This window comes from Nocardiopsis metallicus, assembly GCF_014201115.1.
Taxonomy (GTDB): Bacteria; Actinomycetota; Actinomycetes; order Streptosporangiales; family Streptosporangiaceae; genus Nocardiopsis; species Nocardiopsis metallicus.
Window position 1 is genome coordinate 5,816,978 of the sequence record NZ_JACHDO010000001.1, and the last position, 22,225, is coordinate 5,839,202.

The 22,225-nt window shown below is 71.0% G+C and carries 21 protein-coding genes and 1 tRNA gene; 12 read left to right on the top strand and 10 right to left on the bottom strand.

Translation table 11 applies throughout. The features are described from left to right. Positions 1-59: 59 nt before the first annotated feature. The 6 genes from HNR07_RS25505 to HNR07_RS25530 form a co-directional block, all read right to left on the bottom strand. Entirely contained in the window at positions 60-719 is a 660-nt protein-coding gene (locus HNR07_RS25505) for a response regulator transcription factor (RefSeq protein ID WP_184367117.1), read from the bottom strand. After that, entirely contained in the window at positions 716-2,401 is a 1,686-nt protein-coding gene (locus HNR07_RS25510; protein ID WP_184367118.1) for a sensor histidine kinase, read from the bottom strand. Before HNR07_RS25510 ends, HNR07_RS25505 begins: the two co-directional genes overlap by 4 nt. After that, positions 2,391-2,777 (bottom strand): hypothetical protein, encoded by a 387-nt coding sequence (locus HNR07_RS25515; RefSeq protein ID WP_221318932.1) that lies wholly within the window; start codon positions 2,775-2,777, stop codon positions 2,391-2,393. The genes HNR07_RS25510 and HNR07_RS25515 overlap by 11 nt, the downstream gene beginning before the upstream one ends. Before the next feature lie 251 nt (positions 2,778-3,028). Next, positions 3,029-3,700, bottom strand: coding sequence for a response regulator (locus HNR07_RS25520; protein WP_184367119.1), 672 nt, complete (start codon positions 3,698-3,700; stop codon positions 3,029-3,031). A 234-nt stretch (positions 3,701-3,934) separates the two neighbouring features. Continuing rightward, positions 3,935-5,464 (bottom strand): amidase, encoded by a 1,530-nt coding sequence (locus HNR07_RS25525; RefSeq protein ID WP_184367120.1) that lies wholly within the window; start codon positions 5,462-5,464, stop codon positions 3,935-3,937. 26 nt (positions 5,465-5,490) lie between these two features. Beyond that, on the bottom strand, positions 5,491-6,522 hold the full coding sequence (locus tag HNR07_RS25530) for a D-2-hydroxyacid dehydrogenase (RefSeq protein ID WP_184367121.1): 1,032 nt from the start codon (positions 6,520-6,522) through the stop codon (positions 5,491-5,493). A 357-nt stretch (positions 6,523-6,879) separates the two neighbouring features. Here HNR07_RS25530 and HNR07_RS25535 point away from each other — a divergent pair, with 357 nt between their 5' ends. The 6 genes from HNR07_RS25535 (at position 6,880) to HNR07_RS25560 (ending at position 11,967) form a co-directional block, all read left to right on the top strand. Beyond that, entirely contained in the window at positions 6,880-7,362 is a 483-nt protein-coding gene (locus tag HNR07_RS25535; RefSeq protein ID WP_184372666.1) for a DUF3830 family protein, read from the top strand. 105 nt (positions 7,363-7,467) lie between these two features. Next, complete coding sequence (locus tag HNR07_RS25540; RefSeq protein WP_184367122.1) at positions 7,468-8,319, top strand: maleate cis-trans isomerase family protein; 852 nt, start codon at positions 7,468-7,470, stop codon at positions 8,317-8,319. A gap of 47 nt (positions 8,320-8,366) precedes the next feature. After that, entirely contained in the window at positions 8,367-9,116 is a 750-nt protein-coding gene (locus HNR07_RS25545; RefSeq protein ID WP_184367123.1) for a maleate cis-trans isomerase family protein, read from the top strand. Positions 9,117-9,210: 94 nt separating this feature from the next. Then, complete coding sequence (locus tag HNR07_RS25550; protein ID WP_184367124.1) at positions 9,211-9,882, top strand: GntR family transcriptional regulator; 672 nt, start codon at positions 9,211-9,213, stop codon at positions 9,880-9,882. Between the two features lie 216 nt (positions 9,883-10,098). Further along, positions 10,099-10,881, top strand: a complete 783-nt coding sequence (locus HNR07_RS25555) for a hypothetical protein (RefSeq protein ID WP_184367125.1) — start codon at positions 10,099-10,101, stop codon at positions 10,879-10,881. A 303-nt stretch (positions 10,882-11,184) separates the two neighbouring features. Then, a complete protein-coding gene (locus HNR07_RS25560; protein WP_184367126.1) occupies positions 11,185-11,967 on the top strand; it encodes a hypothetical protein in 783 nt (260 codons plus the stop codon). 398 nt (positions 11,968-12,365) lie between these two features. Here the strand turns inward: HNR07_RS25560 and HNR07_RS25565 are convergent, their stop codons facing one another. After that, positions 12,366-13,832, bottom strand: a complete 1,467-nt coding sequence (locus tag HNR07_RS25565) for an NAD-dependent succinate-semialdehyde dehydrogenase (RefSeq protein ID WP_184367128.1) — start codon at positions 13,830-13,832, stop codon at positions 12,366-12,368. 159 nt (positions 13,833-13,991) lie between these two features. Between HNR07_RS25565 and HNR07_RS25570 the strand changes: the two genes are divergently transcribed. Together HNR07_RS25570 and HNR07_RS25575 are read left to right on the top strand one after the other, a co-directional pair. After that, complete coding sequence (locus HNR07_RS25570; RefSeq protein ID WP_184367130.1) at positions 13,992-15,242, top strand: aspartate aminotransferase family protein; 1,251 nt, start codon at positions 13,992-13,994, stop codon at positions 15,240-15,242. A gap of 149 nt (positions 15,243-15,391) precedes the next feature. Further along, positions 15,392-15,467, top strand: a tRNA-Arg gene (locus HNR07_RS25575). A 136-nt stretch (positions 15,468-15,603) separates the two neighbouring features. On the opposite strand, the gene HNR07_RS25580 is transcribed toward HNR07_RS25575, so the two are convergent. Beyond that, positions 15,604-15,936: an SDR family NAD(P)-dependent oxidoreductase gene (locus tag HNR07_RS25580; RefSeq protein ID WP_184367132.1), complete on the bottom strand. Its 333-nt coding sequence runs from the start codon at positions 15,934-15,936 to the stop codon at positions 15,604-15,606. Between the two features lie 438 nt (positions 15,937-16,374). Further along, on the bottom strand, positions 16,375-16,797 hold the full coding sequence (locus HNR07_RS25585; RefSeq protein ID WP_184367134.1) for a DegT/DnrJ/EryC1/StrS family aminotransferase: 423 nt from the start codon (positions 16,795-16,797) through the stop codon (positions 16,375-16,377). 194 nt (positions 16,798-16,991) lie between these two features. On the opposite strand from HNR07_RS25585, the gene HNR07_RS25590 reads away from it, so the two are divergent. Continuing rightward, positions 16,992-17,468, top strand: coding sequence for a hypothetical protein (locus tag HNR07_RS25590; RefSeq protein ID WP_184367136.1), 477 nt, complete (start codon positions 16,992-16,994; stop codon positions 17,466-17,468). 47 nt (positions 17,469-17,515) lie between these two features. On the opposite strand, the gene HNR07_RS25595 is transcribed toward HNR07_RS25590, so the two are convergent. After that, a complete protein-coding gene (locus tag HNR07_RS25595) occupies positions 17,516-18,385 on the bottom strand; it encodes a nucleotide disphospho-sugar-binding domain-containing protein (RefSeq protein ID WP_221318933.1) in 870 nt (289 codons plus the stop codon). 508 nt (positions 18,386-18,893) lie between these two features. Here HNR07_RS25595 and HNR07_RS25600 point away from each other — a divergent pair. The 3 genes from HNR07_RS25600 to HNR07_RS25610 are packed head-to-tail and all read left to right on the top strand — an operon-like array spanning position 18,894 to position 22,224. Next, entirely contained in the window at positions 18,894-19,850 is a 957-nt protein-coding gene (locus tag HNR07_RS25600; protein WP_184367138.1) for an NADP-dependent oxidoreductase, read from the top strand. Then, on the top strand, positions 19,847-20,569 hold the full coding sequence (locus tag HNR07_RS25605) for a mycothiol-dependent nitroreductase Rv2466c family protein (protein WP_184367140.1): 723 nt from the start codon (positions 19,847-19,849) through the stop codon (positions 20,567-20,569). Before HNR07_RS25600 ends, HNR07_RS25605 begins: the two co-directional genes overlap by 4 nt. Then, on the top strand, positions 20,566-22,224 hold the full coding sequence (locus HNR07_RS25610) for an MDR family MFS transporter (RefSeq protein ID WP_184367142.1): 1,659 nt from the start codon (positions 20,566-20,568) through the stop codon (positions 22,222-22,224). The genes HNR07_RS25605 and HNR07_RS25610 overlap by 4 nt, the downstream gene beginning before the upstream one ends. Position 22,225: the final 1 nt, after the last annotated feature.

Below are 22,225 nucleotides of genomic sequence, written 5' to 3' on the forward strand. Positions count from 1 at the left end.
GTTCATCTTCGGATGGCGGGGCTGTCACCCGGATGCGCGGTCACTCAGCCCCGGCCAGCTCACCCGGTCAGCCGGTACCCCATGCCCCGCACCGTCACGATGCGCTCCGAACCCACCTTGCGGCGCAGCGCGCGCACGAACACGTCCACCACGTTGGAGCCCGGGTCGTAGTCGTAGCCCCACACGTGCGAGAGCATCTGCTGCCGGGTCATCACCTGCCCCTGGTGCCGTATGAGCAGCTCCAGCAGGGCGAACTCCCGGGCGGTGAGGTCGATGGAGTCCCCGCCCACCGCCACCCGGCGGGTGCGCAGGTCCAGGGACAGCCCGCCCGCGCGCAGTACCGTGGGGTCGGCGGTGCGCTCGGTGCGTATCCGCAGCCGCACCCGGGCCAGCAGCTCCTCGAACCGGAACGGCTTGGTGACGTAGTCGTCGGCGCCGATCTCCAGCCCGGTCACGGTGTCGCGCACCCCGTCCCGGGCGGTCAGGATCACCACGGGGACGTCCACGCCCAGGGAGCGCACCCGGCGCAGCACGTCGAAGCCGTCGGTGTCCGGCAGGCCCAGGTCCAGCAGCATCAGGTCGAACCCGCCGGTGACCGCGTAGTCCACGGCCTCCGCGCCGGTGCCCACCACCGTGGTGGTGAACCCGCTGGCGGTCAGGCCCTTGCGCACGAACGAGGCGATCCGCTCCTCGTCCTCGACGATGAGTACCCGGCTCACAGGTGTTCCCTTCCAACGCGTCCGTCAACGGGGGACAGGGGGAGGACCAGGGTGAAGGTGGAGCCCGCCCCGGGGGCCGAGCGCAGGTCCACCCGGCCGTGGTGGGCCTCGGCGATCGCCCGGACGATGGCCAGGCCCAGCCCGGCGCCGCGGTCACCGCGCGCGGTGCGCCCGCCCCGGGAGAAGCGTTCGAAGACGCGTCCGTGCTCCTCGGCGGGGATGCCGGGGCCCTGGTCGGACACCCACAGCCGCACCTCGGCACCGCTGACCCGCGAACCCGTGCGCAGGGTCGACCCGGGCGCGGTGTGCCGCACGGCGTTGGCCGCGAGCTGCACCATGGCCTGGGTGACGCGCTGCGGGTCCAGCCGCACGGTCTCCTCGGCCAGGCCCTCCAGCCGCCAGTCCCGGTCGCCCAGCTGGCGGACCTTGGCATCGATGTCGCTGGTGAGCTCGGCCAGGGAGACGGGTTCGGGGCGGACGAAGTCGGGCTGCTGGGCCTTGGCGAGCAGCAGCAGGTCCTCGACGATGCGGCCCATCCGGTCCAGTTCGTCGGTGACCAGCCGGACCACCTCCCGGCGCTCCCCGGGGTCGTCGCCCATGAGCTCCAGGTGGCCGCGCACGATGGTGATGGGGGTGCGCAGTTCGTGTCCGGCGTCGTCGACGAAGCGGCGCTGCTCGCTGAACGCGCCCTCCAACCGGTCCAGCATGCTGTTGAACTGCTCGGCCAGGGCCGCGATGTCGTCCCGGCCGGACACCTCGATGCGCTGGGTGAGGTCCTCCTCGGAGATCTCCGCGGCGGTCTGCCGGACCAGCCGGACCGGGGCGAGGATGCGACCCGCCACCCACCAGGCGGCGGTGGCGGCGGCGAGCAGCCCCAGGCCGCTGACCAGGGCCAGGGTGCTCATGGTCCCGACGGTGGTGTCGTGGTCCTGAGCGGTGAAGTAGCCGGTCACGAACCACCCCGCCGGGCCCTCTCCACCCGGTGGGAGTACGCGGACCTTCTCCCACTCGACCGGCCCGGCGGGGGTGTCCAGCCCGCCCCGGGCGTCGGGGGAGCCCAGGACCGCCTCGACCGTCTCCGGATCGGCGGACAGGTCGTAGGGCGGTTCCTGCCCCTGCCGGACACGCCCGGGATCGGGTCCGGTCGCGCCCCTGCCGCCCCGCGGGGACGTCTGCTCCGCGCTCTCGGTGTCCTCGGGCTCGTCCACCCAGCCGAAGAGGATCTCGGAGTCATCGGGGTACTGGCGCTCCAGGTGGACCCGGATGAGGGAGGCGACGTCGGTGAAGGCCTCACCGGTGTCCGGGTCGACCCCGACCGCCGCGAACTCCTGGAACTCGGCTGTCTCCTGGGCCAGAGCGCGGTCGACCCGCTCGTCGGTCCGGGCGGTCAGGGCGCTCCAGGTGACGACGTTGACCAGCACCAGGACGGCTGCCATGAGCAGCACGACCCACACCATGATGAGCAGCCGTGCGGGCACCCGTCGGCGCTGGGGGAGCTCGGGCTGCGGCCCGCGGATGACCATCGTGGGAAAGAGCGAGGTGCGCCCCGAGGGACCCTCGGAGCCGGAGGCCGGGCCTGCGGGTCTGGAACGGCCGGGCGGAACGTGCACGGTGGTGGCGTCGGGATCGGCGCCGTCAGCACCCTCGGCACCGCCTCCGCCCCGGGGGCGGTCAGTCGTCATCGTCGTCCCCGTTCTCGTACCGCGCGTCCAAACAGTCGTCCCACCAGTCGTCCCACTCGTCCTCACCCCAGGCCTCGTGGTTCACGTTCTCGTCGAGGCAGTCGAAGGGGAACCCCCTCGGTGCGGGCTCGGGTTCGGGCGAGGGCTCCGCGGACGGGCTCCCGGCACCGCCCCGGTCGGTGACGGGCGGCGGAGGTTCGACCAGGCCGTCATCGGTGGGCCCGGCGGTGGCGTCATCGGTGGACTCACCGACCACCACCTCCGAGGCGGGGCCCGGGTCGGGAGCGCGCAGGAACACCGCCCAGACCAGGGCGGCGGCCGCGACCAGCACGACCGTCAGCGCCCCGAGAGCCGGCGGCACCAGAGGTGATCTCATAACTGACGAGCTTGTCCGAGGAAGACGGCGTCCGGATGAAACGGACATGAGGAAGTCTTCATTCTCGCAGGTGGACCCCGTCATCGAGGGGAGCGGCCCGACGGAACCCCGCGGCGCCCGCGCTACTGGACGATCTCGATGGACGCGCTGGTCAGCCACCCCCTCCTGAAGGCGGTCTTGCTACCAGGAGCGAAATCGGCGTCGAACTTGCTCCTGGTAGCAGGATCATCGGGGGTGAACCAGAACGGGTCTCAGTAGCGGCGGCCGCGGAGTTCGGCGACCAGGACCGCGGCCTGGGTGCGGCGCTTGAGGTCCAGCTTGGCCAGCAGCGCCGACACGTAGTTCTTCACGGTCTTCTCGGCCAGGTACAGTCGCTCGCCGATCTGCCGGTTGGTCATGCCCTCGCCGATGAGGTCGAGGATCTGCCGTTCCTGCGGGGTCAGCTCGGCCAGCGGGTCCGGCTCGGCCTGGGCGCCGCGCAGCCGCTCCAGCATCGCCCCGGTGCTGCCCGAGTCCAGCAGGGAACCGCCCGCGGCGACCGTGCGGACCGCGCCGACCAGGTCGGCGCCGTGGATCTGCTTGAGCACGTACCCGGCGGCCCCGGCCATGACGGCGTCGTAGAGGGCGTCCTCGTCGGCGAAGGACGTGAGCATCAGGCAGGCGATCTCGGGGTGGTCGGACCGGATCTCCCGGCACACCTGCACGCCCGAACCGCCCGGTAGCCGCACGTCCAGTACGGCGACATCGGGCAGGACGACGGGGATCCGCGACAGCGCCTGTTCGGCGGTCCCGGCCTCGCCGACGACGGTCATGTCGTCCTCGGTCTCCAGCAGCGCGGCCACGCCGCGCCGGACGACCTCGTGGTCGTCGACGAGGAAGACCCTGATCTGTTTCCGAGCACCCTCGGCCCCACCACCGGTCATCGGTCCTCCCTCATCCCGCATCGTGCGCGCGTGACACCACTCCGATGAAGACGTTAACGCCTGTGCGGGGCCCCGCGGGGGTCTTAAGGCACCGAACTCCCCGGGCAAAAGTCCTGGAAACGGACAAAATTCCTGCCCGGGGAGCAAAGTGCCTGTTCACGGCTGGTGGGGATGTGACTACCGTCGCCGCATCGTCACCATCCCGTCACCGAGAAATCGCGTTGTGTGAAGCCCTCAGGGCCGCCGGGACACCCAGGGCCGGGCGAGTTCGAAGGCCCGGCAGGCCCGCAGCACGCGCTCGTCGGAGTGGCGGGGGCCCACCACCTGAAGGCCGATCGGCAGCCCCGAGCCGCTGAACCCGCACGGAACGCTCGCCGCGGGCTGCTGGGTCATGTTGAACGGGTAGCTGAACCCGGCCCAGGACGTCCACCGCCGCCCGGCCAGCTCCGGCGGCGACTCCAGTCCGGCCTCGAAGGCCACCATCGGCATGGTCGGGGTGAGCAGCAGGTCGTAGGTCTCGTGGAAGCGGCCCATCTGGGCGCCCATCGCCATCCGCAGCGCCATCGCGGTCAGGTAGTCCTGCGCCGAGTAGGTCAGCCCCTCCTCGATGATCGACCGCAGCCCCGGGTCCTGCAGGTCCCGGTCCCGCGCGGTGAGCTTCTCGGTGGCCTTGGCCGCACCCGAGTACCAGAGCACGTGGAACTCGTCCACGGACTCCGGCAGCCCCGGATCGGCCTCCTCCACCTTGGCTCCCAGCGACTCGAACACGCGCACCGCCTCGGCGACCGCGCGGGCCACCTCCGGGTCCACGCGCTGACCGCCCAGCGTCGGGCTGTAGGCGATCCGCAGCCCGCGGACCAGCTCCGCGGGGTCGGTACCGCGGCCCGCCTCGGCCAGGCCGGGGCCCGGGGTGGGCAGCGCCATCCAGTCCCGGGCGTCGAAGCCGCTGATCACGTCCAGCATCAGCGCCATGTCGCCCACGGTCCGGGCCATCGGCCCCGTGTGCGCCAGCGACCCGAACGGGCTCGCGGGGTAGTGCGGGACCAGACCCCAGGTGGGCTTGATCCCGCAGATTCCGGTGAAACTCGCCGGGATGCGGATGGACCCGCCCCCGTCGGTGCCGGTGGACAGCGGGCCCATTCCGGCCGCCACCGCCGCCGCCGAACCCCCGCTGGAGCCGCCGGGAGTGGTGGACAGGTCCCACGGGTTGCGCGTGATCCCGGTGAGCGGGTTGTCGGTGACACCCTTCCAAGCCAGCTCGGGGGTGGTGGTCTTGCCGACGAACACCGCACCGTGCTCCCGCATCCGGGCCACCACCGGGGAGTCCTCGTCCCACGGGCCCTCCTGAGAGGCGGCCACCGACCCCTTGAGGGTGGGCCACCCCTTCGTCAGGTGGATGTCCTTGACCGAGGCGGGCACCCCGTCCAGCCTTCCGACCGGTTCGCCGCGCCGCCACCGTTCGGCGGAGGCCCGGGCCGCCTCACGCGCCTCCTCGGGGCGCACCAGGCAGAAGGCGTTCAACGCGGGGTTGTCCTGCTCGATGCGGTCGAGCACCGCCTCCACCGCCTCCACCGGGGAGAGCTCCCCGGCGGAGTAGGCGTGCAGGAGTTCTTCGGCGGACAGGTCGGCCGGGGTCACGGGGTCTCCCGCGTGCGCCGACGGGGCGCCGCGCGCGGCGCCCCCGTCGGCTCCGGTGGAGCCTTCGGCCGTACCGACGGCCGCACCAGCGTTGTCGGTCTCGGCCCGGTCGGGACGGATCGTCACTTCAGCCTCCCAAGTCACGCGAGGGGTCAGCCGGGTACGTAGCCCCGGCTCTTGTCCACGACATTGCGCAGTTCACGCCCGTCCAGGTAGCGGGCGAGGTTTTCCAGGAACAGCTCCACCAGGTCCTCCCGCCAACCGACCACGTCACCGGACATGTGCGGAGAGACGACGGACCCCGGCAGGCCCCACAGGGGGTTGACGGCCTTGAGCGGTTCCCTTTCGAAGACGTCCAGTGCCGCACCGGCGATCGAGCCCCGGTCCAGGGCGGCGACCAGGTCGGACTGGACGACGATGGGGCCGCGGGCGATGTTGATCAGCCGCGCGGTCGGTTTCATGAGGTCGAGGAAGTGCCGGTCGACCAGGCCGTGGGTGGCCTCGGTGAGCGGGGCCGCGATGACCACGTAGTCGGCCTCGGGGACCTCGGTGTACAGGGTGTTCCCGCCGCCCCGGGCCCGCTCGGCCAGGGTGGACTCGGCGACGGAGCCGAAGTCGGGGTCGCCGTCGCGGGCGCGGCTGCCCGAGCCGTGCACCTCCACGCCGACGGCCTGGAGCTTGTGGGCGATCGCGCGGCCGATGGGGCCGGTACCGACGACCAGGGCGCGCTTGCCCGTCACCCGTTCGGTCTCGCGGTGCCTCCACAACCGGTCCTGCTGGTACTCCCAGGTGCGGTGGAAGTCCTTGGCGAAGGAGATCACCAGCCCCAGGACGTACTCGGCGATGTGCTCGTCGAAGACGCCGCGCGAGTTGGTGACCACCACGTCGCTGTCCACCAGCCCGGGGAACATCAGGTTGTCCACGCCCGTGGTGGCGGCGTGTACCCAGCGCAGGGAGTCGGCCTTGGTCCAGGAGTCGGAGAGGGCCTCGGTGAACAGGTCCCACACCAGCAGGGCGTCCGTGCCAGGAAGCTTGGCGGGGAGTTCGTCGGCGGTGGCGTAGACGACCTCTCCGAGTCCGGGGTGGTCGTCGACGCGTTCGTGCCCCGGCGGGAGGTCGTCCCCTCGGAGGACGAGGAGACGGGGACGGTCGGGCGCGGACGGGGTGGCGGTGGAACTGTTCACGGGCGCGCTTTCCGGTTGCGGCGGTGCTCTGATCTCGGCGCTCTGGCCTTGTTCTTCATCCTGCCGTCGAGGGGTGGTTCCGCCCCGCACGGGAAACGCTAGGGAGCCGACATAGGATTGTCAACAATCCACAAAACGACTGTTTCCGGCTAAAGGTGCATGTGGGGCTGCCCCGACACTGGCGGGATACCCGCACGCCCCGGGGTCTATTGCCGCCTCCGGAGGGTTAATCGTAAGATTGTCGACAATCAACAGTCCCGTGGCCCAGGAGTCCACGGGAACCCGGGAGCCCCAGCGGAACCCGTACAAACCCCATCGAAGGACCAGTACTCGCAGGGAGGGCACTTGCCCCGCTACATGACCGTCACACTCGCCAAACGCGGGGTCTCCTGCGTGGCGGAGCTGCTCGACAAGGACGCGCCCCGTACCTGCGAGGCGGTGTGGAAAGCCCTCCCGCAAGGTGACGCCGCCCAGCACGCCAAGTACGCGCGCAACGAGGTCTACACGATGGTCCCGAGGTTCGCCGACCCCGAACCCGGCCAGGAGAACCCCACCGTCACCCCGATCCCCGGCGACATCGTCTACTTCTCCTTCGACGGGGGCATGCTCGACCGCTCCTTCAAGGAGGACAAGGGCATCGACCACCTGCCCGGCGTCATCGACCTCGCCCTCTTCTACGGGCGCAACAACCTCCTGCTCAACGGCGACGTGGGCTGGGTGCCCGGAAACGTGTTCGCCACGGTCATCGAGAACCTTCCCGCCATGGCCGAGGCCTGCAACGACGTATGGCGCTCCGGCAGTGTCGGTGAGCGCCTCCTGTACGAGCGGCTCGAGCGCTGACCGGGCGCGCCCGCCCCGAGCCCGAAAGCCCCGAAGTCCGAAAGCCCCGAAGTCCGAAAGTCCGAAAGCACAGCACTGTGAACAGCACTGGGAGGTGAGTGACCGATGCGGAACCAGGGAGAACGGCCGGCCCACGAGCACGGCCTGGAAGCCGCGCTCCACGCGGCGGGTGCGCCCGTACCCGAACAGGCCGCCGTACACGGGGTCGTCGAACTGTCGGCGGCCACCCGGACCCCGTGGCAGGCGGGGATCGGCGTGATCGCGCCCTACGACTTCGCGCTCGACCGCGAACTGTGGCGCTGGGCGCCCGACGACGTCTCGTTGCACGTCACCCGCCTGCCGTACGTGCACGTCCCGGTGACGGTCGACCAGGCCGCCGCCCTCAGCAAGGGCAAGAGCGTGACCAGGGCGGTCCGCGCGCTCCTGGCCCCCGAGCCCCTCGCGGTCGGCTACGCCTGCGCCTCGGGCAGCTTCGTCCACGGCGCGGCGGGCGAACGCGAACTCCACCGGACCATGCTGGCCGCGGGCGCACCGGCCGCCGTCACCACCTCCGGAGCGCTGATCCGCGCTCTGGAGACCCTGGGGACGGACCGGATCGCGGTGGTCACCCCGTACGTGGACAGCGTCACCGACCGCCTGCTCGCCTACCTCGCCGAACACGACGTGGCGGTCACCTCCAGCGTCGGCCTCGGCCTGCTCAGCCACATCTGGAAGGTCACCTACGCCGAGGTCGCCCGCGCGGTGCACGAAGCCGATCACCCGGATGCGCAGGCCGTGTACATCAGCTGCACCAACGTCCTCACCTACGACATCATCGCGCCGCTGGAACGGGAACTGGGCAAACCGGTGATAGCGGCCAACCAGGTCACCATGTGGGGCCTGCTGCGGGCCGCCGGACGACGGGCCGTGGCCCACGGACAGAGCCTGATCGACGTCGCGGCGCCCAGCGCCGCGTGACCGCCGCCCGGAGGGCGTCAGCGCCTCGAACCGCAACGAGGAGAACCATGACCCGTGTCGGAATCCTGTACCCCGGTTACAGCGCCGAGGACGACTACAAGACCTTCGCCGAACTGCTCGGCGGGGAGACCGAACTCCCCGTGGTGCACACGCTCATGCGCGAGGACGCCCACCGGGTGGACGCCCTGCTGGACGTCGGCAGCGAGGGCGTGCTCGCCGAGGGGGCGCGGGAGCTCGCCGCCATGGAGGTCGACTCCGCGGTATGGGCCTGCACGAGCGGAAGCTTCGTGTTCGGCTGGGAGGGTGCCCGGCGCCAGGTCCAGGGCGTGCGGAGCGTGACCGGGGCGCCGAGCTCCAGCACCTCCTTCGCCTTCGTGCACGCCCTGGCCCAGCTGGGCCTCTCCCGGGTCGCGATCGCCGCCACCTACCCGGACGACGTGGCCCAGCGCTTCGTGGAGTTCCTCACCGCGGCGGGCGTCACCGTGCTGTCCCTGGCCAGCCGCGGGATCGCCACCGCCGCCGAGGTGGGCGGCCTCGACCCGGACGAGGCGCTCGACTTCGTCATCTCCAACGACCACCCCAGGGCCGAGGCGGTCCTGGTCCCGGACACCGCCCTGCACAGCGCGGACCTCATCGAACCGATGGAGGCCCTGCTGGGCAAGACCGTGCTCACCGCCAACCAGGTGAGCGTCTGGGAGGGGCTCCGGCTCGCCGGTCGGTGCCAGGCCAGGCCGGGCCCGGGCACGCTCTTCCGTTCCGGGGCCTCCGCGGTCCGGAGCGCCTTCGCCGCCGGTTAACCTCAGGGCCAGCCCGCGCCCGGTTCGTCACAGTCGTGCCGCGGCACCGTTGCCTCCGAAGACGACCCCGCAGCTCCGAAGAAAGGGAACCTCCATGTCAGCCCCTGGTCAGCTCAGACCCGTCCCCCGGCGGTCCACCGCCGAGCTGATCGCCGACCAGCTGCGGTCCGCGATCATGTACGGCTCCCTCGCCCCCGGGGACCAGCTCGGCGAGGCCGAACTGGCGGGGCAGCTGGGGGTCAGCCGGGGTCCGCTCCGCGAGGCCATGCAGCGCCTGGTCCAGGAGGGCCTGCTCCGCAGCGAACGGCACAGGGGCCTGTTCGTGTGCGAGCTGACCCCCGACGACGTCCGGGACGTCTACGTGGCCCGCCTCGCGGTGGAACGCGCCGCCTGCGAGCTGATCATGCGCGGCAACCGCGGTGAGGCCCTGGCCCGCCTCACCCCCGCGGTGGACCGGCTGGCCGAGGCCGCCGCCAGCGGCGACCGGACCGCGATGAGCGACGCCGACCAGGAGTTCCACCAGACCCTGGTCAGCTGCGCGGGCAACTCACGCCTGGAGCGCATGGCCCAGACCCTCCTGGTGGAGACCCGGATGTGCCTGACCGTGATGCAGGACGTCTACCCCGAGCCCCAGGAGCTCCTGGACGAGCACCGGCGCATCCTGGACGCGATCGTGGAGGGCGCCGAGGAGCGTCTGCTGGAGCTGATCGAGTCGCACATGGTCGACACCGTCGCCCGGATCAACGCCGAGTCCCCGACCCCGTAGCTCGGGTCCCAGCTCTGAGACCGGTCACCGCTCATCGCGGTTGGCCGCAATTGACGGAACCCCGTACCGGGGTCGATAAATCGGTTCGAGGAATTGTGCCTCGCGGGTTGCGTGCCGGTGGGTATTTCGTGCTAGCGTCCTTTTCGGGCGGCAGGGAAAGGCCATTTCGGACCCCAGTCGCACGAACCTCTGACGGACCTCCGCTAAGGACCCACGGTGACCGCACTCCACGGCTTCGCGAACGCCTCCGGCGCGCGCACCGCCGTGCTGTCCGTCCCGGTCCGGCGCACCCTGTTGCTGCTCGGTCTGCTGTGCGGGGCCCTGGCGGCGCTCTGGCTCCTCGGATCCGCCTCCGCGCAGGCCGCGGAGGCCGAGGACCTTCCCCTGGCCGGTGGCACCGGTCTCGCGGAGACCACCGCACAGGGCGGGGGGACACTCGCTCCGCCAGAGCTGGCGCCAGAGCCGACGCTGGAGCCGGTCGTACCGGAACCGGCCGCCGAGGCCGTGGAACCGGTGCACGAGACCCTGGGCACCACTCTCGACCAGGTCACCACCGAGGTCGGCGGGCACATCGACGAGACCGTCGCCCCCAGCGGTCCGGTCGGCACCGACAAGACTCCGGTGACCGCGCCTGACCAGGAGAGCGTCCCCCAGCGGACCGCTGCTCCGGCTGAGGAAGCCGAGCCGGAGCCCGAGACCGCCGTGCAGGTCCACGAGGGCCCCCACGTGTTGGACGGCCTCCCCGAAACCGGTGGCCCGGCCGAGCCCGCCGCGTCCGCGACCGTCGGCGCGACCACATCGGACGCCGACCCGGCCGAGCGCACGGCGTCCTCCAACGCCTCCGCGCACACCGGTACGGTCACCGGCCCCAACTGCGCGGACTTCCCGTCCCGCGCCGGCCTTCCCGCGCCGGCGCCCGGCCTCGACCAGGCCGCCCGGCACTTCCTGCGCGCGGTCCCCAGCGCCGCCGCGGACGAGCCGACCTTCGCACCCGACTAGCGGGTCCTCTCCCCGTCGCCGCAGCGCGACGTCCGGCCCACGCACGGCCCCGCCCAGCCCCGGCTCCTCGCCTCTTCGCGAGTGACCGCCCGGACGCTCTGGGGACTGTCGTGAGCCCCGCTCTCCCGAGGCCCGCCCCACAGGCGTAACCGGTGGCAGAAGCGGAGTTCACGTCAGTCGGCGGCCCCTCGGACCACTGACTGAGAACCCCGGCCGGGAGACCCCTGGCACCGTCCGTCCCCAGCGAGGACTCCCGGCCGGGCCGCACACGCGAACGACCGAACACCGACTTTGAGGACTCCCATGTTCGACAACACCCGTACCTCGGCCCGGACCCTGCTGATCGCCGCCACCACCGCCGGCTTCGTCGCCCTCGGCGGCGGTCTGGCCTCCGCGGACACCCTCGACCGCGTCGCCAACCCGGGCACGGTCAACAAGGTCGCCAACCCGGGCACGGTCAACAAGGTCGCCAACCCGGGCACGGTCAACAAGATCACCGCTCCGGGCGTCGCCGACCCGGACGTCAGTGTTCCGCAGGTCGAGCTCCCCGAGGCCCCCGAGGCCCCCGAGGTCACCGCACCCGACACCAACGGTGTCGCGGACTCCGCGCAGGAGCTGGCCGACAGTGCCGACGCGACCGTCCCGCAGGTGAACGCCCCGGAGCCGAGCACCGACGAGTACACCGCCGCTGCCCGCGGCGTCACCTACTCCGTGCTCTACGCCGTCACCGTGGCCCGTGGAGACGCCGAGGCCGTCGCCTTCGAGGCAGCTTCCGTGACGGGCCAGGTCCTGGACGGCGTCGACACCGACACCGACATCGACCTGGAGGTCGTCGACGCCCTGCCTGGGACCGACGGCCTCGCCGAGCTCCCCGAGGCGGCTGACGTCGAGGGTGCGACCGAAGCAGTCGAGCTGCCCGACGCGGCCGACGTCGACGCCGGGGCACTGTCCGAGGCCCCCGGCGTCGAGGAGGTCGAGGACGCCGTCGGCGGCGCCCCGTCCGACCTGGCCGACCCCGACGCCGTGGACACCGGCCTCGTCGGCGCCGAGGCCCCGGACACCGACCTGCCCGGCGGTCTGCTCTAAAGAGCCCAAGGACCGCGTGCCCCGTTCGCTGAGCGGGCGCACGCGGCCTCGGGCGGCGTGTGAGCCGCTCCGCCCAGACGGAGGCGTCCGTGGAACCGTGGGGGTTCGCGGCGCGCTTCCGGCGGGGCGCAGGGGGCACGGGAGGAGCCCCCAGCCGCCCGAGGCACCTCCAGCGGCTCCGGGGAAGAAGGAAGGCGGGTTCGCGGCCGGGCGGGCTGTCGCGGACCCCTTCCCCGGAGCCGCGCCCTCTCCTCGTTACCCGGGCCGCGGGCCCCGGGGCGTCCTTTCCATGTCCGAAACCCGCCTTTCCCCTTATCGCTCCTCGCAGTTTTGGCGCCCCTTTTCCCGGGCGCCGTTTCATGCTTTCGGAAACAAAGGGGGACAGGCGGGAATCCGGATCAGCTGAGTCCGCCGATGCCCACGTACTTGGTGTCCAGGAACTCGTCGATGCCGACCCGGCCGCCCTCACGGCCCAGACCCGAGTGCTTGACCCCGCCGAACGGCGCCGCCGGGTTGGACACCACGCCCTGGTTGAGGCCGACCATGCCGGTCTCCAGGGCCTCGCTGACCCGCATCGCCCGGTTGAGGTCCCGGGTGTACAGGTAGCTGACCAGGCCGAACTCGGTGTCGTTGGCGGCCCGGACCGCTTCCTCCTCGGTCTCGAAGGTCAGTACCGGGGCCACCGGTCCGAAGATCTCGGTGTTGGACAGCTCCGCGGCGAAGGGCACGTCGGCGAGCACCGTCGGCTGGTAGAAGTGCCCGGGGCCCTCGCCCGCGCCGCCGCCGACGAGCACGCGCGCGCCCCGCTCCACGGCGTCGTCCACCAGGCTCTGCACCTTCTGCCGGGCCTTGTCGTCGATCAGCGGTCCCACGTCGGCGTTCTCGTCCAGCCCCCGGCCCAGCCGCAGCGCGCCCATGCGCTCGCTGAGCCGCCGGGAGAACTCCTCCGCGATCCCGGACTGCGCGTAGATCCGGTTTGCCGCCGTGCAGGCCTCACCGATGTTGCGCATCTTGGCGAGCATCGCCCCGTCCACCGCGGCGCCCAGGTCGGCGTCGTCGAAGACCAGGAACGGGGCGTTGCCGCCCAGCTCCATGGAGGTGCGCAGGACCTGGGGCGCGCTCTGCTCCAGCAGCTTCCTGCCCACGGCAGTGGAGCCGGTGAAGGAGAGCTTGCGGATGCGGCCGTCCGTGAGGAGGGGCTCGGTGACCCCGCCGGGGTCGGTCGTGGGCAGGACGCTCAGGACGCCCTCGGGCAGGCCCGCCTCGTCGAGGATCCCGGCCAGGGCCAGCGCGGACAGGGGGGTCTGGTGGGCGGGCTTGAGGATCATCGTGCACCCGGAGGCGATGGCCGGGCCGATCTTGCGGGTGCCCATCGCCATGGGGAAGTTCCAGGGGGTGATGAGCATGCAGGGGCCGACCGGCTGGCGCATGACGAGGAAGCGCGACTTGCCGTCCGGGGAGGTGGCGAAACCGCCGTCGATCCGCACGGCCTCCTCGGCGAACCAGCGGAAGAACTCGGCGGCGTAGGCGATCTCCCCCTTGGCCTCGGCGAGAGGCTTGCCCATCTCCAGGGTCATCAGGACCGCCAGCTCCTCCTGGCGCTCCATGAGCAGCTGGAAGCTCCGGTACAGGATCTGGCTGCGCTCGCGGGGCGCGACCTTCGCCCACCCCGGCTGCGCCCGCTCGGCCGCGTCCAGGGCCTCCAGGGCGTCCTGCTTGCCCGCGTCCGCGACCTCGCACAGCACCCTGCGGGTGGAGGGGTCCTCGACCTCGAAGGCGGCTCCGGAGGAGGCGTCCCGCCACTTTCCGCCCAGGAAGAGCCTCTTGTCCACCTGTGCGACGACCTGTGCTTCGCGATCCGACATGTTCTCTCCTCCGTCGACGGGCCTCCCCGGTAGAGGGGGCCTGTGGTCAGAACTGCCCGACGTGCGTCCGCTGGACACCGCCGCGTCCCGGATGTTTCCATAGCAGCGTCGATTGTCAACAATCCTACGGAACCCGATACAAGGAATTGAGGCCATCGCATGGCGGAGCTCTCCCCGGCCCTCAAGCAGGCGACCCCCGTCGTCGCCGCACGAGGCGAGGGTGTCTACATCTACGACGATGACGACCGCCGCTTCCTGGACTTCACCGCCGGGATCGGAGTCACCAGCACCGGGCACTGCCACCCGAAGGTGGTCGCCGCCGCCCAGGAGCAGGTCGCGACGCTGATCCACGGCCAGTACACCACCGTGATGCACAAGCCCCTGCTGCGACTCACCGAGCGCCTCGGCGAGGTCCTGCCCGAAGGCATCGACCGGCTGTTCTACGTGAACTCCGGCAGCGAGGCGGTGGAGGCCGCGCTGCGCCTGGCCCGCCAGGCCACCGGCCGACAGAACGCCGTGGTCTTCCAGGGTTCCTTCCACGGCCGCACCATGGGCGCCGCCTCCCTGACCACCTCCGGGGTGAAGATCCGCGCCGGCATCGGCCCCCTGGTCCCCGGCGTGGTGGTCTCGCCCTTCCCGTACGCCTACCGGCTCGGCCTCTCCGAGGAAGAAGCCGTGGCCTACGCACTGCGCGAGCTGGACTACCAGTTCGCCACGGTGACCTCCCCGAAGGACACCGCCGCGGTGTTCATCGAGCCGGTCCTCGGCGAGGGCGGTTACGTCCCCGTCCCGGACGCCTTCCTCCAGGGGCTGCGCGAGCGCGCCGACCAGCACGGGTTCCTGCTGATCGCCGACGAGGTCCAGACCGGATTCGGCCGCACCGGTACCTTCTGGGGCCACGAGCCCTCGGGGATCCGCCCGGACATCGTCATCACCGCCAAGGGCCTGGCCAGCGGCTTCCCGCTCTCGGCCATCGCCGCGCCGAACGCCATCATGGAGAAGGCCTGGCCGGGCTCCCAGGGCGGCACCTACGGCGGCAACGCCGTGTCCTGCGCCGCCGCGCTGGCCACCCTGGACGTCATCCAGGAGGAAGGCCTCGTGGAGAACGCGGCCCGCCAGGGCGAGCGCCTCCAGCAGGGGCTGGCCAAGATCGCCGAGGCCCACCCGGCCATCGGCGACGTCCGCGGCCGCGGCCTGATGCGGGCCAACGAGTTCGTCACCCCGGACGGCAGCCCCGACGGCGCCGCCGCCCTGCGCGTCCAGCAGGCCGCCGCCCAGAACGGTCTGCTCCTGCTGACCTGCGGCCCGGCGGGCAACGTCGTCCGCTTCATCCCGGCCCTGGTGGTCAACGCCGACCAGGTCGACACCGCCCTGGAGCTGTGGGCTGCCTCCGTGGAGGAAGCCATCTGAGGAGCCCGGACGCCGCCGGGACCCCGGCGGCGTCCGCATGGTCGGCGTCACACCCCACAATGGCGCGAAGGCACTCCGGCACCGTGATAGAGTCGGAGACGTCGCAAGGGAGAGCAGGACTCACCCGGGCGACACACAACTGAAGACCTGCACTCGTAGCTCAATGGATAGAGCATCTGACTACGGATCAGAAGGTTGGGGGTTCGAGTCCTCCCGAGTGCGCCACCTTGAGACAGTGGAGAGGCCGCCCGAACTGGTAAAACAGCTCGGGCGGCTTCTTTTGTGCCATGGGTGGGGAGCCCTTGTGCGGGCCGCGACGCACATTCGGTGCAGATGCCATGGGTCGGTCCCGGTGTCTGTTTCAGGCGGCGAGGACCCGGGACCGCGCGGCGTCCCTTGTTTTGGCCACCTCGTCCAGGTGGCCCGGGAACAGGTGCCCGTACCGGTCGAGGGCCATCGTGGCGGTCGCGCTCACCAGCGCCTCGACCTGCTCGGGGTTGGAGACGTCGCAGACGGTTCCGTCCGCCTCGAACCCCTCGGCCCGCAGGCCCTTGACCGTGTCGGCGACGCCCTCGGCGTCACGCGCGCAGATGTGGATCCGGTGGTTGAGGCGGCCGAGCCCCCGTGCCACGGCGAGGCCGATACCGCTGGTGGCTCCGGTGACGAGGGCGACGGGTGAGTTCTGTGCATCCATGCTGTTCTCCGGTGACGTCGGAAAGAGGGTGCTAACGCCTGGTTCCAGGTTCGGGGACCGGCCTTGAGGCCGTCTTGAGAAAAGGTGGACGTGCTCGGGAGAGGCGGACGCGCCTGGCGACAGCGAGTTAGTCGCAGAGAACGATGGCCGCGGGCCGTACGGCCCGCACCAGCGAGTCGACGGTCCGCTGGACGTTCCCCTGCCCGGGTACGAGGGGGTGTGGGCGTAGCCGCGGTCGCGCGCCTGCTCGGAGTTGTAGGGGTCGACCAGGAAGTGCGACGTGAATCCCGCTTCCGACAGCTGGTCGGCCAGGTCCAGGCCCAGCGTGGTCTCGTGGTGGGTCTTCGCCACCGGGGCAATGAACAGCAGCTGCATTCGTCTGCTCTCGGCTGGTCGTGTCGGTGTGTTCCCGGGTCTGCGCCGGAGCGCCCGGGGCCTTCACCGGCGCGCTTCGAGGGCGGTGCGCAGCGCGGTGACCACGGTGGCCAGGTCGGTGTCCGACAGGCCCTGGTGGATCGGCAGGCACAGGGTCTCCTCGGCCGCCGCCTCGGTGTTGGGCAGGTGCGTCGGCTCGGCCGGGCGAAACGCCTCGACCAGGTGCAGCGGCGGGTAGCGGAAGGTGGTGTACACGCCGGCGTCCCGCAGGTCCGCCGCGACCCCGTCCCTGAGTTCGGCGTCCATCTGGACCCAGTAGAAGTAGCCGCTGGTCGTGTGTCCCTCGGGAAGTGCCGGGGGCGGGCGGAGCCCGGGAAGGTCGGCCAGCGCCCGGTCGTAGAAGGCGAAGTTTCGGCTGTCGAGAGCCTGCCTCTGCTCCGCGTAGAACTGGAGGACTTCGGTGTAGAGCTCCTTGGGGACCGCCATGCTCTCTCCTTCTGCGCGCGGTGATCGGGCGCGTTCCGTGCGCGGTGATCTGGCGGAGCCAACATCGCCGCCCGGATTCGAAAGGCGCTGGAGCCGTGGTGGACGTCCGGCTTCCCTGTTCCTTCGAGTGGGGGTCGAGGGGCGGCTGCCACGCTCGGGTCGCCAACGGACGGACAGCGAAGAGGTGTCGCGGTATGACTAGTGAACAGGACTCCATGCGCCCCGACGAGGTCGGGGAGTTCTACGACGACCGCGGGTGGCTTTATGAGATCTTCATGGGCCAGAACCTGCATATCGGCTGGTGGGACGAGGTGCAGCCGGAACTGGACCCCAAGGACCGCCTCACCGACGTTCTCATCGAGCGCACCGAGCTCTCCGACCAGCTGCGCGAGGTGCTCAAGGAGGGCTTCACGGTCTCCGCTCTGCCGACCGCGCAGGAGTACCAGAGCCTGTTCGCCGAGGCCGGGTTCACCGTGGCCAGGACCACGGACGCCACCCCGCACCTGCGGCGGTCGGCGGAGCGGATCGAACACGTCGTGGCGGAGCACTACCCGACGGTGGTGCACAAGGGCGGACGGGAGTTCGCGGAGGAGTTCAGGGCGATGATCTCCCAGGTGTCTGTACTGGAGCGCGACCACCTGGGCTACACGATCGTCGAGGCCACCGCCTGAGCCGTTCCCGGCCCTGGTCGCGTGCGCCCGGTCCCCGGCCGGAGCGCTCAGCCGACCAGGGACTCGACCTTCCCGAGCACGGCGGCGGGGGTGGGCAGGGAGCGCATCTCCGTGCGGATCTCGGCCGCCTTCCTGGTGTACTCCGGGTCGTCGAGGACCCTTTCGCGGGCGTCGGCGATGTTCTCGGGCGAGTCCTCGCCGGGCAGGAGCATCTCCGCCGCTCCCGAGTCCCGGAGCCGCGTCGAGTAGTCCACGACGTAGGGGAGGTAGGGGACGACCACCTGGGGAACGCCGTTGGCCATGCCAGTCAGCATGGTGTTCCCGCCGGCGTGGTGCACCAGGAGATCACAGGTGGGGGCCAGCACGTCCAGTGGCAACCAGCCCACCCGGATTTCCTCGGGCAGGTGGGGCAGCTCGGAGACCACTTTCTGCGGGGCGGCGATCAGCAGCTCCATGTCGAGGGAGGAGACCTTCTCCGCCAGCCCGGACAGGATGTCGAGGTCGAACTCCGGGGTGACCCGGCTCCCGGCGGTGACCAGTACCCGGCGGCGTTCCCCCTTGGCGTACATCCAGGGTTCGACCGCCCCCTGCGTGCTGATCGGGATGTACCGCATGAGCTCGGCGGGCTGGGCGTCGGCCCGGCGCAGGCTCGGGGGACAGACGTCGATGAACAGGTCCGGCTCGGGCATGCTCCGCAGGCCCAGGCGCTGGAGTTCCGGGGCCAGCTCCGCGGCCGCGGCCAGGTCGATCATCCGGGGCTCGCCCATGTCCACGGCGTGCTGGACGAAGGGCACCCCCAGGTGCGCGGCGACCAGTCCGGCGGAGAAGGACAGGGCCCCTCCGACGACGACGTCCGGACGCCAGGCGGCGGTGAGTTCGAGCAGACCGTCCAGGCTCCCCGCGGCGAAGCGGCCCATCCCCCCTGCCGTTGAAGATGAACGGCTCGTGCAGGTCAGTCGGCCGTTCGACCGGCTCCCCGTCACGGTCGCGGAACATGAAGTCGAGCATGGTCAGACGGGTGACCGGCACACAGGGCAGACCGGTCCCGGCCACCGTGTCGACGACGTTCTCCGGGGCGGCGACGGACACCTCGTGCCCGGTGTTGCGCGCGGCCAGGGCCAGGGGGGTGATCGCGAAGATCACACCGCCGCTTCCTCCTGCGACAAAGAGCATTCTCATGCCGCTGATTCTGAGCCGGTGCGGTCAAGGGCGGTTCGAGGAGGCCTCGACCGAACCCCTCGCACCTGGCCGTGCGCTGTTTCGACGAAGGTGACCAGGCCAGTTGACATCAAGTGCACTTGACATCCGAGGATGCGAGTGGAGTACTTCCGGACCCGTGTGACGGAGGACCGAGGATTAACCGGGACTTTGGCCGCCCGAGTCCGCGACATCGCTCACCACCGGCACTGAAGTAAGGAACAGCAGATGCGCGCAATCGCGTTCTCCGCACACGGGGCTCCCGACGTACTTGAAACCGTCGAGCTCCCCACGCCCGAGCCGGGCCCGGGGGAGGTCCGGGTACGGATCCGCGCCGCCGGCGTCCAGCCCTTCGACACAGCGCTCCGCCAGGGCCTTTCGTTCGGTTTCCCGGTCACCTTCCCGCAGGTCCTCGGCAACGAGTTCGCCGGGACCGTCGACGCCGTCGGGAAGGGCGTCACCGAGTTCGCCCCCGGTGACGGCGTGCTCGGCTGGCAGCTGCTCTCGTGCTACGCCGAATACACGGTGGCCCCGGTCGAACAGGTGGTCGCCAAGCCCGAGGGCATGTCCTGGGAAGTGGCCGGGGTGCTCTCGGCCTCCGGCCAGACCGCTCACACAGCCCTGGAGGAACTCAAGGTCGGCCCACGCGAAACCGTGCTCGTCCATGCCGCCGCGGGCGGGGTCGGCACGTTCGCCGTACAGATCGCGCGCGACCTGGGCGCCACCGTCATCGGCACCGCGAGCCCCGGCAACCACGAGTACCTGCGCTCCCTCGGCGCGGTACCGGTCGCCTACGGGGAAGGGCTGGTCGAACGCGTGCGCGAGGCCGCCCCCCAAGGGGTCGACGCCGCTCTGGACGCGGCAGGGGAGGAGGCGCTCCGGGCCTCGCTCGCGCTGGTCGGGGACCGCGGCCGGATCGGGACCCTGGTCTCGTTCGACCTGGTGGAGGAGACGGGCGTCCGAGCGATCCGCAGCCAGCGGTCCAGGGAGCGCCTGGCCGAACTCGTCGCCCTGCACGAACGGGTCGGCCTCCAGGTGCCCATCGCGGGCGCCTTCGACCTTGCCGACGCCGCCGAAGCCCACCGCCTTTCCGAGACCGGGCACCTCAGGGGCAAGGTCGTTATCACGGTGCGGCCCGAGCCGGGGAGCCCGTCCGCCCCCGGGGCAGGGGGGAACGCGACATGAGCCGGTCAACGGCCGAGGTCGACTTCTGGTTCGACCCCCTGTGCCCCTACGCCTGGATCACCTCCAGGTGGATCGTCTCGCTGGAGCGCCGGGAACGCGTGCGCGTCCGCTGGCACCCGATGGGACTGGGCCTGCTCAACAGCGGGCCGGGCGTTTCCGACCAGGTGCGCGAAATCCTCGAACTCACCAAGGGACCCGTCCGGGTGGTCGCGGCGGTCGCGGCGGAACACGACCCGGAACGGGTCGGCGCCTTCTACACGGCGCTCGGCACGCACCTGCACTCCGCGGACGGCCTCCTCACCCCGATCCGGGCGGGTTTCACCCAGGCCCCGGACCTGTGGCGGACGGCCCTCGGAGAGCTCAAGGGGGTGACTGAGGCGGCCCTGTCCGAAAGCGGACTGCCGTTGGGCCTGGCCGGGGCCGCCGACGACCGGAACTGGGACGGCGCCGTCCTGGAATCGCACGAACGGGTCCCCTCCGGCGATCAGGACCTCGAACCCATCGGTGTGCCCACGCTCGCGGTGAACGGTCAGCCGGGCCGATTCGGCCCGGTGTTCGACCGCGTCCCCGACGGTGAGCGCGCCCTCCGGCTGTGGGACGCGTTCGAGGTGCTGGCCACCGACGACAACTGCTACGAGATCAAGCGGGTCACCACGCGGGCCGACCCCGAGCCCTTCGGGGAGCCGCTGTCGGCGCGACCGGAGGGAAACCGTTCATGAGTACGCCGCAAACCCCGGTCTCCGAGGGGGAAAGGCCCGCCTCGAAGGCGGCCGGCTTCGTCCTCACCGGCCTCTTCATCGGTGTCTTCCTCTCCGCGCTCGACACGATGATCATGGCCACGGCGCTGCGTACCATCGCCGACCAGCTCAGCGGTATGACCGGGCAGGCGTGGGTCACCGTCTCCTATCTCGTGGCGATGACCGCCTCGGCGCCGCTCTACGGGAAGATGTCGGACATCTTCGGCCGTAAACGCCTCTACCTGGTGGCCATCTCGGTCTTCGTCCTCGGGTCGGCCCTGTGCGCGTTCGCCCAGTCGATCTACGAACTGTCCGCCTACCGCGCGGTGCAGGGCCTGGGAGCCGGCGGCCTCATGACGCTTGCCCTGGCCATCACCGCGGATCTTTTCACCCCCGAGCGCAGGGTCCGCCACCAGGCGAACCTGGGTCTGATGTTCGGCGTGGCCAGTGTCGCGGGCCCGGTCGGCGGAGGCCTGTTCGCCGGGATGGACACCCTGCTGTGGGTCGACGGCTGGCGGTGGGTGTTCCTGATCAACCTTCCGCTGGGGCTGTTCTGCTTCCTCGTGGTGGCCAGGTACTTCCAGGCCTCCGCCGCCCACCGGGCCCGGCGCCGGGTCGACGTCCTCGGGGCCGTCCTGCTGGTCCTGGCCGTCATCCCGGCGCTGGTCGCCGTCGAACAGGGCCGCGAGTGGGGGTGGTGGTCGCCCACCGTCCTGTCCCTGTACGCCCTCAGCCTCCTCGGCCTCGTCGCCTTCCTCCTCACGGAGCGCCGCATGGCCGACGCCGCGATCCTGCCTCCCCGGCTGTTCCGCAGCAGGTCGTTCTCGATGGTCAACGCGGTGAACTTCCTCGGCGGTATGGGTGTTTTCGGGGCGCTGACAGTGCTGCCCCTCTACCTCCAGGTGGTCCAGGGCCTCTCACCCACCACCGCGGGGCTCCTGCTCCTGCCCCAGTCGGTCTTCACCACCATCGGGTCCTACGTCTGCGGGCCGGTCACCGAACGCACCGGGCGCTCGAAACCGCTGCTGGTCGCCGGCGTGGCGATCATGAGCGCGAGCTATCTGGCACTGGCGTTCATGGACGCGCAGACTCACCTGGCGCTCGTCGTGGTCGTGGTGTCCTTCATGGGCGTCGGTTTGGGTTTCTTCTTCCAGACGGTGCTCATCGCGCTGCAGACGAGTGTCGAGCCCAAGGACATCGGTGTCGCCAGCGGCCTCTACTCCTTCACCCGCCAGCTGGGCGGCGCCGTAGGCGCCGCGCTCTTCGTGTCGCTGCTGTTCACCGCGGCGGTCACGGAGATCACGAAAGAGGCAGGGACCGCGGAGTTCTCCCGGGCGGCCGAGGACCCCGAGGTCATGGCCGACCCGGACAACCGTGCGGCGGTCGACACCGTACGCGAGGGCGTGGCCACGGAGGACCTGGACGACACGTCCTTCCTCCAGCGTGTCCACCCCGACATCGCCGCGCCCTACATCGACGGCCTGGACAACGCGATGAGCACCGTCTTCCTGACCATGAGTGCCTTCGTCCTGCTCTCCGCGATCACGGCTCTGCTCATCCCGGAGCGGCGCGGCGGTTCCGGGAAACCGGAGAGTCCCGAGCAACCCGAGCCGAAGACGGTCGACACCGAGAAGTGAA

Coding starts and splice junctions, on each gene's coding strand:
- HNR07_RS25510 (WP_184367118.1), bottom strand. CDS start 2,401: ATGACGACTGACCGCCCCCGGGGCGGAGGCGGTGCCGAGGGTGCTGAC.
- HNR07_RS25515 (WP_221318932.1), bottom strand. CDS start 2,777: ATGAGATCACCTCTGGTGCCGCCGGCTCTCGGGGCGCTGACGGTCGTG.
- HNR07_RS25520 (WP_184367119.1), bottom strand. CDS start 3,700: ATGACCGGTGGTGGGGCCGAGGGTGCTCGGAAACAGATCAGGGTCTTC.
- HNR07_RS25535 (WP_184372666.1), top strand. CDS start 6,880: ATGACCGTCACACTCGCCAAACGCGGGGTCTCCTGCGTGGCGGAGCTG.
- HNR07_RS25540 (WP_184367122.1), top strand. CDS start 7,468: ATGCGGAACCAGGGAGAACGGCCGGCCCACGAGCACGGCCTGGAAGCC.
- HNR07_RS25545 (WP_184367123.1), top strand. CDS start 8,367: ATGACCCGTGTCGGAATCCTGTACCCCGGTTACAGCGCCGAGGACGAC.
- HNR07_RS25550 (WP_184367124.1), top strand. CDS start 9,211: ATGTCAGCCCCTGGTCAGCTCAGACCCGTCCCCCGGCGGTCCACCGCC.
- HNR07_RS25560 (WP_184367126.1), top strand. CDS start 11,185: ATGTTCGACAACACCCGTACCTCGGCCCGGACCCTGCTGATCGCCGCC.
- HNR07_RS25565 (WP_184367128.1), bottom strand. CDS start 13,832: ATGTCGGATCGCGAAGCACAGGTCGTCGCACAGGTGGACAAGAGGCTC.
- HNR07_RS25570 (WP_184367130.1), top strand. CDS start 13,992: ATGGCGGAGCTCTCCCCGGCCCTCAAGCAGGCGACCCCCGTCGTCGCC.
- HNR07_RS25580 (WP_184367132.1), bottom strand. CDS start 15,936: ATGGATGCACAGAACTCACCCGTCGCCCTCGTCACCGGAGCCACCAGC.
- HNR07_RS25585 (WP_184367134.1), bottom strand. CDS start 16,797: ATGGCGGTCCCCAAGGAGCTCTACACCGAAGTCCTCCAGTTCTACGCG.
- HNR07_RS25590 (WP_184367136.1), top strand. CDS start 16,992: ATGACTAGTGAACAGGACTCCATGCGCCCCGACGAGGTCGGGGAGTTC.
- HNR07_RS25595 (WP_221318933.1), bottom strand. CDS start 18,385: ATGGGCCGCTTCGCCGCGGGGAGCCTGGACGGTCTGCTCGAACTCACC.
- HNR07_RS25600 (WP_184367138.1), top strand. CDS start 18,894: ATGCGCGCAATCGCGTTCTCCGCACACGGGGCTCCCGACGTACTTGAA.
- HNR07_RS25605 (WP_184367140.1), top strand. CDS start 19,847: ATGAGCCGGTCAACGGCCGAGGTCGACTTCTGGTTCGACCCCCTGTGC.
- HNR07_RS25610 (WP_184367142.1), top strand. CDS start 20,566: ATGAGTACGCCGCAAACCCCGGTCTCCGAGGGGGAAAGGCCCGCCTCG.